Genomic DNA, 12,678 nt, shown 5'->3' with positions numbered 1-12,678 from the left:
ACATGACCTTTTCCATCGTTGGACGCTGTGTCGAAACCGGCCAGTTGGGCATCGCCATCAGTTCCTCGAGCATTGCCGTCGGTGCCCGTTGCCCCTGGTTGCGCGCGGGCGTCGGCGCGGTGTCGAGCCAGAACATTACTCTGCCGGCCTTGGGCCCGCAGGTTCTCGATGAACTGGCGGGCGGCCTGGCGGCGCAAGCGGCGCTGGAGCGGACCCTGGCGCGCAACGGCTACAGCCAATACCGGCAAGTGGCGGTGATCGATGCCGAGGGCCGCACGGCGATTTTCAGCGGCGAGCATACCCTGGGCACCCACAACGCCGTGACCGGTGAGCAATGCGTGGCGGCCGGCAATCTGTTGGCCAACGCTGGGGTGATCGAGGCCATGGTCACGGCCTTCGAGCAGGGCGGTGGTTGTCTTGCCTCACGCTTGATGAGCGCGCTGCAGGCTGGGCAGGCGGCGGGCGGGGAGGCCGGGGCGGTGCATTCGGCGGCGCTGTCGGTGGTCGATGACCTGACCTGGCCCATCGTCGATCTGCGGGTGGATTGGGCCGAGGAAAATCCCATCGGCGAGCTGGAAAAACTCTGGCTCGCCTATCAACCGCAATTGCAGGATTACCTGACCCGTGCGCTCAACCCGACCCTGGCGCCGAGTTATGGAGTGCCGGGCGATGAGTGAGCCGCGCAGTCGCGCGCTGCTTGCCGAGCTGGTGAGCTTTGCCACGGTCAGCCGCGATTCGAACCTGGCCTTGATCGAGTTCGTGCGCGACTACTTGCAAGGGCTGGGCGTGGACAGCGAGCTGATCTACAACGCCGAGCGAACCAAGGCCAACCTGCTGGCGAGCATCGGCCCGGCGGTGCCCGGTGGCGTGGTGTTGTCCGGGCACACCGACGTGGTGCCGGTGGACGGGCAGGCCTGGACGGTCGATCCGTTCTGCCTGACCGAGATGGACGGCAAATGGTTCGGGCGCGGCACGGCGGACATGAAGGGTTATCTGGCCTCGGTGCTCGCGGCAGTGCCGGTGTTCTTGTCCAGCCCCCTTCGGCGACCGGTGCACCTGGCGTTTTCCTATGACGAAGAGGTGGGTTGCCTGGGTGTTCACAGCTTGCTGGAGGTGCTGGTCCGGCGGATTGCGCAACCGGCCCTGTGCCTGATTGGCGAACCCACCCAACTCCGACCGGTGCTGGGGCATAAAGGCAAGCTGGCGATGCGTTGTCATGTCCGAGGGGCGGCTTGTCATTCGGCCTATGCCCCTTACGGAGTCAACGCCATCGAACAGGCGGCGCGCCTGATCGGACGGTTGGGCGAGATCGGCGCGCAACTGGCCGAACCCTCGCGGCACGACCCGCGCTTCGACCCGGCGTTTTCCACAGTGCAGGTCGGGGTGGTCCACGGCGGCACGGCGCTGAACATCGTTCCGGCGGACTGTCGTTTCGATTTCGAGGTGCGCGCCTTGCCGGATTTCGATCCCCTCGTGGTGGCCGAGCAATTGCAAGGTTATGCCGAGCAGACTCTGCTGCCGGCCATGCAGGCGGTGGCGGGGGATACGGCGATCCGCTTCGAACCGTTGTCGGCCTACCCGGGCCTGGCCACTTCGCCTGACAGCGCGGCCGCCCGACTGGTTGCGCAACTGTGCGGCAGCGACGCGTTCGGCACCGTCGCCTTTGGCACCGAAGGCGGCCTGTTCCATCAGGCCGGGGTGCCGACGGTGGTCTGTGGCCCCGGCAGCATGGACCAGGGGCACAAGCCCGACGAATACGTGAGCGTTGAACAAATGGCCGCCTGCGACCGCTTGATGGATCGGCTGGCGAGCTATCTCTGTGAACCCAATGATTGCTGACCGCAAGGTGCCTGAGGAGGACGATTTCAATGGAAGGAGATTCCTCGCGGTCAGCCAGGCGACACCCATGAACAGGCCGACAAGAGCCTTTGCTGTAGACCTTGCCGCCCGTATTTACGGTCACTTTTGAGTCCCGTCACCGGCTCGTGCGGGCGAGCCGGTATTTTCGAGGAACCGCTTCATGTCCAGATCCTTGCGTTGCAATATTGCGTGTGCCCTGGCGTTGCTGAGTACCAGTGTCCTGGCCGCGCCACAGAGCCTGACCGTGATTTCCTTCGGCGGCGCCACCAAGCAGGCCCAGGACAAGGCCTACTTCCAACCTTTCAACGCCAGCGGCGCGGGAAACATCGTGGCTGGCGAATACAACGGTGAATTGTCGAAGATCAAGGCCATGGTCGCCGCCGGCCACACCAGCTGGGACGTGGTCGAAGTGGAGAGCCCCGAGCTGTTGCGTGGTTGTGAGGAGGGGCTGTTCGAGAAACTCGACCTGGCAGGCCTTGGCGACCCGGCGAACTATGTGCCGGGAGCGCTCAATGAATGTGGGGTCGCCACCTACGTCTGGTCGATGGTCCTGGCCTATGACCAGAGCAAGCTCGCCAAGGCGCCCAAGTCCTGGGCGGATTTCTGGAACGTTGCCGAGTACCCGGGCAAACGCGGCCTGCGCAAGGGCGCCAAGTACACCTTGGAAATCGCCTTGCTGGCCGACGGGGTCAAGGCGCAGGACTTGTACAAGGTGCTGAACACCCCGGAAGGCGTGTCCCGGGCATTCGCCAAGCTCGACCAGATCAAGCCGAACATCCAATGGTGGGAAGCCGGCGCGCAACCGGCGCAGTGGTTGGTGGCGGGGGACGTGGCGATGAGTGCGGCCTACAACGGACGTATCGCGTCGGCGCAGAAAGAAGGCATGAAGCTGAGCATCGTCTGGCCGCAGAGCCTCTACGACCCGGAGTACTGGGCCGTGGTCAAGGGCACGCCGAACAAGGCCCTGGCCGAGCAGTTCATTGCCTTTGCCAGCCAGCCGCAGACCCAGAAGGTGTTTTCGGAAAACATCCCTTATGGGCCGGTGCACCGCAAGGCACTGGCGCTGTTGCCGACGGCGGTACAGGAACAGTTGCCCACCGCCGAGGCCAACCTGGCTGAAGCCCAAGCCGTGGACGCGGAGTTCTGGGTCGACCATGGCGAGGAACTGGAACAACGCTTCAACGCCTGGGCGGCTCGCTAGACATAGCACCTGTGGCGAGGGGATAAATCCCCTCGCCACAAAAGCAGGGTTGCGTTCATATCCCTTGGCTCAAGGCAGCCATTGCCTGAACTGTTCCTTGCAGTAGTCCACAAACAACTGGGCCGGTTTGGTGAGGTGCGCGCGCTTGAGCCAGCCTGCCACCAATGCCGAACCGGTCACGTCCTCGGCGATGTCGACGCACACCAGGTGTTGCCCATCGTAGGTGCAGGCGGACTGCGGCCGGGTCACCAGTACGGCAAAACCAAAGGACTGGCCGACCATGCCCCGCACCATCTCGATGGAGGGCGAGCTGAAGACAATGTTGGGCGTCAAGCCCAACTCCTCGAAGATGCTCACGAAATAGGTGCGACTGGGCTGCACATCCAGCAGGATCATCGGTTCGAGGGCCAGGTCGCGCAGCGATACCTGGGCCTGGTCGGCGAAGCGATGCCCCACCGGCAACAACGCGTAGGGGCGTTGCGGCGCCGTCAGTGCTTCGGTCTCGATGGTACTGTCGAGGTCGTGTTCATAGAAAATCGCCAGGTCGAAACGCCCCCCCGTGAGGCCTTGCACCAGCTCCTGTTGCTCGCCATCCTGCACGCGGATTTCCACCCCCGGGAAGCGCTGGCGAAAACCCGCGATCAGCCGTGGCAGGTAGAGCGGGGCGACGGTTTCGAAGCAGCCGATGTCGATCTGCCCGCTGACCACATCGTTATCGGCCAGCGCGTTCTGCTCGAACTCCCGGGCCATGCGCAACAGCTCTTGGGCCTTGCGATAGAAGCGCGCGCCGCCGGGCGTCAGCGATACGCCCTGGGCGTGATGACGAATGAGCAATTGCACACCGAAACTGTCTTCCAGGCCCTTGATGGCGGAGGCGATCGACGGCTGGGCGATGTACAGCTTGCGAGAGGCTTCGGCGACGCTGCCACATTCGACGGTGGTGACGAAGTACTTCAGCTGACGCAAGGAATAGGACGCCACGGCACACCTCGATCCGGATGATTTCTGCCTACCTTACCTTGTGCACCGAGGGCGGTGGGCGGGCATTGATACGGATTTTGCTGGGCAGTGACGATATTCAGGCTGGCTTGGGGACGAGCGCCGGAAAAAACGCCTGCCCAAGGATCGTTGGCAGGCGTCTGGGAAAGGCCGGTGAAAAAGGAGGGATTGGTGGGGGCGGAAACGGGTTTCAGGCTACCGGGATCAACGGGTCGGCGGCGGCCAGGGCGGTTGCGCGATCAGCCACCACGGTGTTGCGGGCCGGGCTGTCCGGCAGATTTTTCAGCGACTTGATATGGGCTTCGAGACGGGTGGCCTGTTCGATTTCATCAACGTCGAAGGCATGCTCGATCATGCCTACCAGGTCGGGGCGAACCTACTGGCTGCCCGTCGCGAGCACCAGTCGGCTTCGACCAATGCCAGGGCCATGTCGATGCCGGCACTGACACCGGCCGAGGTCCACACGTTGCCCTGCTGGATGAAGATTGCATCGAGGTCCACTTCAACCGACGGGAAACCGCTCTTGAGCATCTCGCACATGGCCCAATGGGTGGCGGCCCGGCGTCCGTCCAGCAAACCGGCCTGTGCCATGAGGAAGGTGCCGCTGCACACCGATGCGGTGCGCCTGGCCTGGACCGAGGCCTTGCGCAGCCAGTGCACCAGGTCGACACAGTCGATCATTGCCTGCCGAATGTCCGGTGCGCCGGGGACGATCAGCGTGTCGATGAGCGTTCCGTCGAGCTCATGCAGGGCACGGGTATCCACGACCAGGCCCTCGGCGCTTTGCATCAACCCGCCAGCCAGGCTCGCGGTGTGCATGGCGTAGCCGGGCAGGCCGCGCTCGGTCATGGCTTTGGTGGCGGCCCAGAACACGGTCTGGGCCCCGGTCAGGTCCAGCAAACCCATCTGCGGGTAGGCCAGGAATACCAGGGTGCGCGGCTGGGAAACGGACTCGGCGGCGATGCCGATAGCCAGGGTCATCTCGTTCATGTTCGCTTTGCGCTGGCGTTCGTCAGGGAGGCCTGCAAGGTTATCAAGGGAACGTGCTCGTGAGGGCGATTTCATGGACTCGGATGCCGAACATTTAGGTGCTATTGATATGCCATTAAGGTATTTAAAATAATATTCTTATAGCTTTAAAGTCGTGCCCTTCAGTCTTCCACCTACTGTGAGGTTTATCAGACCATGGCTTTCAAGCGTCCTGCGCTCACCTTGTTGGTTTCCCTGGCGGCCACTGCGCTGCTCAATCCCTTGGCCCACGCCGAGGGCAAGATCAGCATCGCCCAGCAATTCGGTATCGGCTACCTGATCCTGGATGTGGTGCGTGACCAGCAGCTCATCGAGAAGCATGGCAAGGCCCAGGGCCTGGATATCAAAGTGGACTGGAACAGCATTTCCGGCGCGACGGCGATGAATGAGGCCTTGCTGACCGGCGCTCTGGATGTGGTGTCGGCAGGTGTTCCACCGATGCTGACGATCTGGGATCGGACCCGCGGCAAGCAGAACGTCAAGGCCATCGCCTCGCTGGGGTCGATGCCCAACTACCTGCTGACCAACAACCCGAACGTGAAGAGCCTGAAGGACTTCACCGACAAGGACCGGATCGCTGTCCCGGCCGCAGGGGTCGGATTCCAGTCGCGCACGTTGCAGATCGAAACCGCCAAGGTGTTCGGCAACGATCACTTCAAGAAATTCGACGACATCTCGGTCAGCCTTCCGCACCCGGATGCGACGGCGGCGCTGATCGCCGGCCAGTCGGAGATCAATTCGCACTTCTCCAGCCCTCCGTTCCAGTACCAGGCACTGCAAAGCCCCAATGTGCACAAGGTGCTCAGTTCCTATGATGTGCTGGGCGGGCCGGCGACGTTCAACGTGCTCTACACCACGGAAAAATTCCACGACGAAAACCCCAAGACCTACAAGGCGTTCTACGATGCCCTGGTGGAGGCGCAAGGCATCATCAAGGCCGACAAGCCGGCCGCTGCCCAGACTTACATCCGCGTTGAACAGTCCAAGTTGCCGCTGGCACTGGTGGAAAAAATCGTCACCGACCCCGAAATCGACTTCACCGTCGTTCCGCAACGCACCTACATCTATGCCGAAAAACTGCATGAACTGGGCGTGTTGAACAACAAGGCCGACAGCTGGAAGGACTATTTCTTCGAAGAAGCCCATGCCGACGCCGGCAGCTGAATCCGGGCCGGTTATCCGTTTTCGGCACAATCGCACGACCGGTCCACGGGGCGGAATGGAACTTGCCTGAGCTTTGACCCATAAGCCCTGGAATCATCAAAGGTCGGGTCAATGAACAATGACAACATGGCGCAGCCAGCGGTCTCGCCGGATGGGTTGCCGATGCTGCCGATCAATCGCTTCCGTACCACGGACATCGACGAGCACGCCCGCAACATGGAGGGCTGGCAGGTCTGCTATGACCAGTTGACTCCCGGTCGTTTCGACGGCGAGTTGATCGAGTTCCGCTCGGATTGGATGCAGTTGGTGCGCGACCGCTCTAACCAGGCCCTGACCAAGCGGGGCATGGCCTGGGAGGGCGCCATCACCTTCAGCGTGCCGCTGAGTGCGGATGGGCCGGTCTTTTGCTCCGGGCACCCGATTGTCGAACCCAGCCTATTGGTCGCCCATGGGCATAACCTGCCTGAGTTGCGCACGCCCCAGCATCTGGATCTGCTCGGTGTTGCCATCGACGAGCAGGCGTTGGAGCATGTGCTGGAGCGACAAGGCAGCCGCTTTCGAATTACCGATCTTCCCAAGTGTTACCGTCTTGGCAACTCGACGCTGCCCGCCGAGCTTGCGGCGTTGTTCGATGAGCTTGAAGGGGGCGAGCAGGGGCGTGATTCGTTGCTGGGGTACGAGTCGATTCGCCGGGGCCTGCGTGACACGGTGATGTTGCACATACTGGAACTGGTGGCGCCGGACGAAGCGCCGCCGCTCAGTCCCACGGCGCGCAAACGCATGGTCGACCGCGCCCGGGAGTACGCCCTGGCCCATGTCGATGAGCCGCTGTCGATCCTCGACCTGTGCAATCACATCGGTGCCAGCCGACGCAAACTGCAGTATTGCTTCCAAGAGACCCTGGGCATCAATCCGGTGGCTTACCTGCGGGCGTTGCGCCTCAATGCGGTGCGCCGTGAGCTGCGCAATGGCGATCAGGTGCTGGGTGTGCAGGAGGTGGCGGCACGCTGGGGGTTCTGGCATTTGAGCCGGTTTTCCAGTGATTACCGGACCCTGTTCGGCGAAACCCCATCACACACCTTGCGTCGCACGCATCTGTGCTGAAAACGGATAACGGCTGACCGGCCGGCTCCCTAGGATGACCCCGACACCACATGGTCGGAGGGGCATTCGATGTACCAAAACAAAAAAACAAACGTCTGGCACTGTACGTGGTTGACCCTGGGGCTGATCGGCGCCTGCACCGCTGCCTATGGCACCGAAAACGGCGCGCCGACCACGGCGATCGGGGTCTATGATTTCGGCGCTGGCATGATGCCGCCGGCCACGCCCTTTGGCACCGTCGGCCTGCGCACCGCGTTCTATTCGGCCAACGCGCAGAAAGATCGCCACGGCAAATCCGTAGACAACAACTTCTCCCTGGATGTCTTGTCCATCGGCGTCGCCTACATGCGCATGACCGATTACACCGTGTTGGGCGCCAAGTATGGCTTCGGCACCGTCGTGCCGTTTTTCCAGATGGACGCTTCGCTACAGGTGCAGACCCCTGTCGGCCCACTGGACCTGAAAGCCGATCCGTTTCGCATGGCCGACATGCAGGTGTTGCCGGTGATCCTGCAGTGGACCCTTTCGCCGAACCTGTTCGTCAATGCCCAGTTCCAGATCCAGGCCCCCACCGGCGACTACGACAAGGATCGCTTGATCTCGCCGGGTCTCAACCACTGGACTTTCTCGCCGATCCTCAACGCCACGTACATCTCCGACAGCGGCTTCGAGGTGTCTTCGAGCTTCGAAGCCGACATCAACACCCGCAACCACGCCACCGACTACAAGAACGGCGTCGAGTACCGTCACGAATTTGCCGTGGGCCAGCACGTCGGGCCATGGACCTTGGGCGTGGGCGGGTACTACTACCGTCAGTTCACCGATGACGACGCCCCGGGGCTGGAAGCCGGCAATCGCGCCCGGGTGTTGGCCGTCGGGCCGGCGCTGAGCTACTTCAAGCCCGGCATTCCACCCGTGTGGCTGCATGTCTACAAGGAGCTCGATGCGCGCAACCGCGCCGAGGGCTATACCGCGGCGCTGCGTATTTCCCACAGTTTCTAGAAGGGGCTCGTCATGAACCAATCAAGTTCCGTTTCAACGGCGGCCACCCCGTCGCGCCAGGCCAGTTGGCGTGAAGGCGGGGTGCTGATGCTGGGCAGCAGCCTGACGATCATGGGCGCTGTGATGGTCACGCCGATCCTGCCCCGGTTGGGGGCCGAATTCGCTCCCCTGGAACCGCGCGCCGATCTGCTGGTGCCGTTGGCGATCACCGGTCCGGCCCTGGCGATTGCCGTGTGCGCGCCGTTGGCTGGCTGGTTGGCCGACCGGGTTGGACGCAAGGCTTTGCTGGTGATCGCCACGGTGCTCTACGCCTTGCTCGGCGCCTTGCCGGCCCTGCTCGATAGCCTGCCTGCGATTGTCGGTGTGCGGCTGTTGTTCGGGTGCACGGAGGCGGCGGTGATGACCTGCTGCGCGACGCTGATCGCCGACTATTGGCAGGGCGAGGAGCGACTGCGCTACGTCAACCGGCAGGTGGTGACTATCGGCCTGGTGGGGGCGCTGTTTTTCGTGGTGGGCGGTGTGCTCGGGGAGCACTCGTGGCGTGCGCCATTCCTGTTGTATCTGCTGCCACTGCTGCTGGTGCCGGCCATGATGAAAGTGCTTTGGGAACCGCCAGTGACGAAGCGGCAGAGGGTCGAGCCGCGCGTCGATGAGTCGGTTCCGGCCAAGGTCGCCGTGCTGCCACTGCTGGTCGGCTACCTGATGATCCTGGGCGGCATGGTCCTGACGTTCATCATGCCGATCCAGGCGCCGACGCTGTTGGTCAGCTTGGGCATCACCTCCAGCACGCTGATCGGCCTGGCGGCGGGACTGAGCCTGTTGGCGACCTTGGGCGGTTCGCTGATGTGGCCGTTGCTGCGCAGTCGCTTCGGCATCGCCGGTTGCAACGCATTGTTGCTCGGCCTGATGGGCCTGGGGCTGTGGTTGCTGATGCGCGGGCAAAGCTACAACGCTGTGCTGGTGGCGGTGTTCATCCAGGGCCTGGGGGCCGGGTTGCTGGTGCCCAACGTGATGGCGCCGGTGATGAATGCCTTGACCGCCAGCACCCGCGGCCGGGGCTTGGGCGGGTTTACCTCGTGCCTGTACATCGGCCAATTCGTCAGTCCGCTGGTGGTGGCGTGGGTGGTTGTCTTCGCCGGTGACCTGCGTCACGCCATCCAGTGGCTGGCCCTGGCCAGTTTTGCCTTGGCACTGCTCTGGGTCATTGCCGGCCTGCGCGCACGGGGCCAGGGGCAGGCGAGCACCGTCGGATCACATCAATCGTCGTGACATAAGGAACCTGAAACATGGGTATGCAAGACATTCACCATCTGATGGACAGTGAAGACGCCACGGCGCTGGCCGAGTGGGTCAGGCGTGGCGAAGTCCAGCCCGGCGAGCTGCTGGAAACCGCCATCGAGCGGCTGGAGCGGGTCGAGCCGCAACTCAATGCGGTGGCCGAGCGCTTGTACGATTCGGCCCGGCAAGCAGCGCGCACGCCACAGGCTGGCCAAGGCCTGCTGGCCGGTGTGCCGACCTTGATCAAAGACCTGTTTTCGCCGGTCCACGGCGCGGCGATGACCAACGGCTCTCGTGCACTGGGCGACTTGCGGGCGGATTTCGAATCGGAAATCGTGACGCGCCTGCGCCGTGCCGGATGCCAAGTGATGGGCACCAGCACTTCGCCGGAGTTCGGCACGTCGTACTCCACCGAGTCCGCGCGCTTCGGTGCCACCCGCAACCCTTGGAGCAGCGAGCACAGCGCCGGTGGCTCCAGCGGCGGCGCGGCGGCGTTGGTGGCGGCCCGCGTGGTGCCGTTCGCCCATGGCAACGACGGCGGCGGCTCATTGCGGGTGCCGGCGTCTTGCTGTGGTGTGTTCGGGTTCAAGCCCAGCCGTGGCCTGATGCCGTCGGGGCCGATAGTGGGCGAGGGCTGGGCGGGGATGGGCACGCCCCATGCGATTACCTTGTCGGTGCGCGACAGTGCGGCGCTGCTGGACGCCACCGCCGGGATGGACCTGGGGGCGCCCTATGCCGCGCCGGTCCAGGCGTTGCCGTATGTGATGGCGGTGCAGGCGGATCCCAAGCCGTTGCGCATTGCCCTGGTCGAACAGCTCGGCCCTTGGCCTACCGCGCCGCAAAGTCTCCAGGCCGTGGGCGAGGCGGCCCGGTTGTGCGAGGCCCTGGGGCATCGCGTCGAACCGGTGAGCCTGCCGGTGGGGTTGCTGGCGTTTCTCGACCACGTGTTCACCATCATTGGCGCCAGCTCTCGTCACTATGTCGACCTGCTGGGGCAGATGCGTGGGTTTGCCGTGCAGGCCGAAGAACTGGAGGTGCGCACCCGTATCATCTTGCGGGACAAGGGCAACGTCAGCGGCGCCCAATATGCCGCGGCGGTGGAATGGATTCATGCCCTCGGCCGGCAGTTGGCGGTGTTCATGCAGGATTACGACGTGATCCTGACCCCGGTCCTGACTCGCGAGCCGGTTCTGATTGGCGAGCTGGACCTGCAGGATGTGTGCATGAGCCTGGATCAACTGATCGAGCGCTACCACAGCTATTCGCCGTTCACCGCGCTGTTCAATGCCAGCGGCCAGCCGGCGATGTCAGTGCCGTTGTCCTGGAGCGCCAATGGGTTGCCGATGGGCGCGCATTTTGCCGGGCGCTTTGGCGAGGAAAACACCTTGCTGGCCCTGGCCGCCCAGCTGGAACGCGCCCAACCCTGGCGCGGCCGAGTCCCAGCGGTCAACGCCTGCCGGCGGTGAAACTGTGATTGTGGCGAGGGAGCCTGCTCCCGCGGGTGGACACCCGTAGGAGCTGTCGAGCGAAGCGAGGCTGCGATCTTTGCGCTGCCAATTGAGTCGGCAGTGAACGATTCAAGATCAGAAGATCGCAGGCTTCGCCAGCTCCTACAGCGTCCAGCGGAAGCAATCTCTGGCCACAAAATCGCTTCACACCGCGCTGCGTTCACGCAGCTCCTGCAACCGATCAGCCCCGCCTTCAGCCACGCGATTGTCGATCAAGCGATCAGAGCCGCCCTCGGCCACGCGATTCTGGATCAAACGATCGGACCCGCCTTCAGCCAGTTGATGCGCAGCCTGGGCCGGGGCGTTCTTTGCCGAGGCAGCGTTCGACAGGCCGACGCCGCCAACCAGTGTCAGGGCGATTGCCATGGACGAAAGTTTCGAGAAGTTGAACATGGTGATTCTCCTTGCGCTTGATTGAGTGGGCCGGTGGCAACGAAGGTGTTGCTGTCCGGTGATCACAGTTAAACGCGCGGATGTATCGACGATGTGTACCAGAAGGGGCGAAATCCATCATTTCGTATCAGCCCGCATTGGATATACAAACCGATACAAACTCGGTAAGCGAGGGCGAGCGGATAGGTTCAAATGCCTGATCAGGGCTGGGCCAAGGCTTGCTTCAGCCGATCCACCAATGCCGGGGTCATGTAGTGCGGGCCATCGAACAGGTAGAGCGGGTAGCCTGAATAGGCCGCCAGTTGTGGCTTGAGCTCGGCGACGGTGGCGGCGCGGAAACCGCCGCCGTATTGGGGGCGGAAGGCTTCGACGATGATCCGCACGCGGTCCTTGCCAAGCCGATCACGCAGGGCATCGGCGTAGTTCCGGGCCACCGGGGCGGTGCGGGCGTAGACGCCGACGCCGTCCTGGAAAAACACGCCGATATCGTTCGGCAGCCATTGCTTGAGCCAGTCTGCGGTGGCGGTGGGGCCGATGTTGGCACCATCGTAGACACTGATCCACAGCGGTCGCGGCAGCTTGGCGAGCAGGGCCGGCAACTCCGTGGCGCCTGACCAGCTGGGGTCGACTTCAGCCGGAAAATACCAACCGGTGATATGCAATGGCGTGGGTAACCCGGCGATGCGCTCCGACAGCGCCGCCAGTTGCTCGATTTCGTCCCGAGAGCGGTTCTCGCTGAAATAGCCGGCCAGCCCGAGGATGACATCCTGGGCCCAGGGCGCCTTGGCGATGCGCGCCCAATCCGGCAGTACCGGCACGCTGGTCAGGCCGGTGCCGGGCACGAAGGCCTGGTCGTCCACCACCGTCCATTGCACCAGCAGTTCGTGCACGCCCAGTTTTTCCCAATTGCCACTGATGTTGACGGTCTGGTTGTCAGGCTGCCAGACAATGCCGACGATGTTCGGTGCCGCGCGGGTGGTCATGTAGTACGTCCCTGTACCTGCGGCGAGGAGCGCGGCCAGTAACAGCGCCGCGACAGTCTTGCGATGGATGAACGTTGCGAAGCTTTTCAAACAAGTTCCTTCTGGATGCAGTGTAGTCGCGACTCGGCAAGACGAGCCGCTTTTCGTAGCGATGGAC

At 63.3% G+C, this 12,678-nt stretch carries 11 protein-coding genes and 2 pseudogenes; 8 read left to right on the top strand and 5 right to left on the bottom strand.

The window, feature by feature from the left end; translation table 11 throughout:
- Positions 1-2: 2 nt before the first annotated feature.
- The 3 genes from BM321_RS20665 (at position 3) to BM321_RS20655 (ending at position 3,061) form a co-directional block, all read left to right on the top strand.
- Positions 3-677: a DUF1028 domain-containing protein gene (locus BM321_RS20665; protein ID WP_092327906.1), complete on the top strand. Its 675-nt coding sequence runs from the start codon at positions 3-5 to the stop codon at positions 675-677.
- Positions 670-1,839, top strand: a complete 1,170-nt coding sequence (gene argE, locus BM321_RS20660; RefSeq protein ID WP_092444416.1) for an acetylornithine deacetylase — start codon at positions 670-672, stop codon at positions 1,837-1,839. Before BM321_RS20665 ends, argE begins: the two co-directional genes overlap by 8 nt.
- A gap of 181 nt (positions 1,840-2,020) precedes the next feature.
- Positions 2,021-3,061 (top strand): ABC transporter substrate-binding protein, encoded by a 1,041-nt coding sequence (locus tag BM321_RS20655; RefSeq protein ID WP_092444414.1) that lies wholly within the window; start codon positions 2,021-2,023, stop codon positions 3,059-3,061.
- A 69-nt stretch (positions 3,062-3,130) separates the two neighbouring features.
- Here the strand turns inward: BM321_RS20655 and BM321_RS20650 are convergent, their stop codons facing one another.
- The 3 genes and pseudogenes from BM321_RS20650 to BM321_RS31370 form a co-directional block, all read right to left on the bottom strand.
- Positions 3,131-4,042, bottom strand: coding sequence for a LysR family transcriptional regulator (locus tag BM321_RS20650; protein WP_092327910.1), 912 nt, complete (start codon positions 4,040-4,042; stop codon positions 3,131-3,133).
- Positions 4,043-4,304: 262 nt separating this feature from the next.
- Positions 4,305-4,466, bottom strand: a pseudogene (locus tag BM321_RS30085) (NAD(P)/FAD-dependent oxidoreductase); the annotation flags it as partial.
- Positions 4,467-4,528: 62 nt separating this feature from the next.
- Positions 4,529-4,879, bottom strand: a pseudogene (locus tag BM321_RS31370) (DJ-1/PfpI family protein); the annotation flags it as partial.
- Positions 4,880-5,245: 366 nt separating this feature from the next.
- On the opposite strand from BM321_RS31370, the gene BM321_RS20635 reads away from it, so the two are divergent.
- The 5 genes from BM321_RS20635 to BM321_RS20615 all read left to right on the top strand — a co-directional run bounded on the left by BM321_RS20635 (position 5,246) and on the right by BM321_RS20615 (position 11,103).
- Positions 5,246-6,253 (top strand): ABC transporter substrate-binding protein, encoded by a 1,008-nt coding sequence (locus tag BM321_RS20635; protein ID WP_092444412.1) that lies wholly within the window; start codon positions 5,246-5,248, stop codon positions 6,251-6,253.
- A 111-nt stretch (positions 6,254-6,364) separates the two neighbouring features.
- Complete coding sequence (locus tag BM321_RS20630) at positions 6,365-7,357, top strand: helix-turn-helix domain-containing protein (protein ID WP_092444409.1); 993 nt, start codon at positions 6,365-6,367, stop codon at positions 7,355-7,357.
- A gap of 69 nt (positions 7,358-7,426) precedes the next feature.
- Entirely contained in the window at positions 7,427-8,359 is a 933-nt protein-coding gene (locus BM321_RS20625) for a SphA family protein (RefSeq protein WP_092444407.1), read from the top strand.
- A 12-nt stretch (positions 8,360-8,371) separates the two neighbouring features.
- Entirely contained in the window at positions 8,372-9,628 is a 1,257-nt protein-coding gene (locus BM321_RS20620; RefSeq protein ID WP_092444405.1) for an MFS transporter, read from the top strand.
- A 17-nt stretch (positions 9,629-9,645) separates the two neighbouring features.
- Entirely contained in the window at positions 9,646-11,103 is a 1,458-nt protein-coding gene (locus tag BM321_RS20615) for an amidase (protein WP_092444403.1), read from the top strand.
- A 186-nt stretch (positions 11,104-11,289) separates the two neighbouring features.
- On the opposite strand, the gene BM321_RS20610 is transcribed toward BM321_RS20615, so the two are convergent.
- Positions 11,290-11,538: a phage infection protein gene (locus tag BM321_RS20610; protein ID WP_092444401.1), complete on the bottom strand. Its 249-nt coding sequence runs from the start codon at positions 11,536-11,538 to the stop codon at positions 11,290-11,292.
- Positions 11,539-11,738: 200 nt separating this feature from the next.
- Positions 11,739-12,521 carry an alpha-amylase family protein gene (locus BM321_RS20605; RefSeq protein ID WP_092444497.1) on the bottom strand — a complete coding sequence of 261 codons (783 nt, stop codon included), beginning with the start codon at positions 12,519-12,521 and terminating at the stop codon, positions 11,739-11,741.
- Between the last annotated feature and the right edge of the window lie 157 nt (positions 12,522-12,678).

The organism is Pseudomonas sp. NFIX10, assembly GCF_900111955.1.
Classification (GTDB): domain Bacteria; phylum Pseudomonadota; class Gammaproteobacteria; order Pseudomonadales; family Pseudomonadaceae; genus Aquipseudomonas; species Aquipseudomonas fluorescens_AA.
Note: the sequence above shows the minus strand (reverse complement) of the source record. Positions and strands in the feature narration are given on the sequence as shown.

Coding starts and splice junctions, on each gene's coding strand:
- argE (WP_092444416.1), top strand. CDS start 670: ATGAGTGAGCCGCGCAGTCGCGCGCTGCTTGCCGAGCTGGTGAGCTTT.
- BM321_RS20610 (WP_092444401.1), bottom strand. CDS start 11,538: ATGTTCAACTTCTCGAAACTTTCGTCCATGGCAATCGCCCTGACACTG.
- BM321_RS20625 (WP_092444407.1), top strand. CDS start 7,427: ATGTACCAAAACAAAAAAACAAACGTCTGGCACTGTACGTGGTTGACC.
- BM321_RS20620 (WP_092444405.1), top strand. CDS start 8,372: ATGAACCAATCAAGTTCCGTTTCAACGGCGGCCACCCCGTCGCGCCAG.
- BM321_RS20635 (WP_092444412.1), top strand. CDS start 5,246: ATGGCTTTCAAGCGTCCTGCGCTCACCTTGTTGGTTTCCCTGGCGGCC.
- BM321_RS20655 (WP_092444414.1), top strand. CDS start 2,021: ATGTCCAGATCCTTGCGTTGCAATATTGCGTGTGCCCTGGCGTTGCTG.
- BM321_RS20615 (WP_092444403.1), top strand. CDS start 9,646: ATGGGTATGCAAGACATTCACCATCTGATGGACAGTGAAGACGCCACG.
- BM321_RS20630 (WP_092444409.1), top strand. CDS start 6,365: ATGAACAATGACAACATGGCGCAGCCAGCGGTCTCGCCGGATGGGTTG.
- BM321_RS20605 (WP_092444497.1), bottom strand. CDS start 12,521: ATGACCACCCGCGCGGCACCGAACATCGTCGGCATTGTCTGGCAGCCT.
- BM321_RS20665 (WP_092327906.1), top strand. CDS start 3: ATGACCTTTTCCATCGTTGGACGCTGTGTCGAAACCGGCCAGTTGGGC.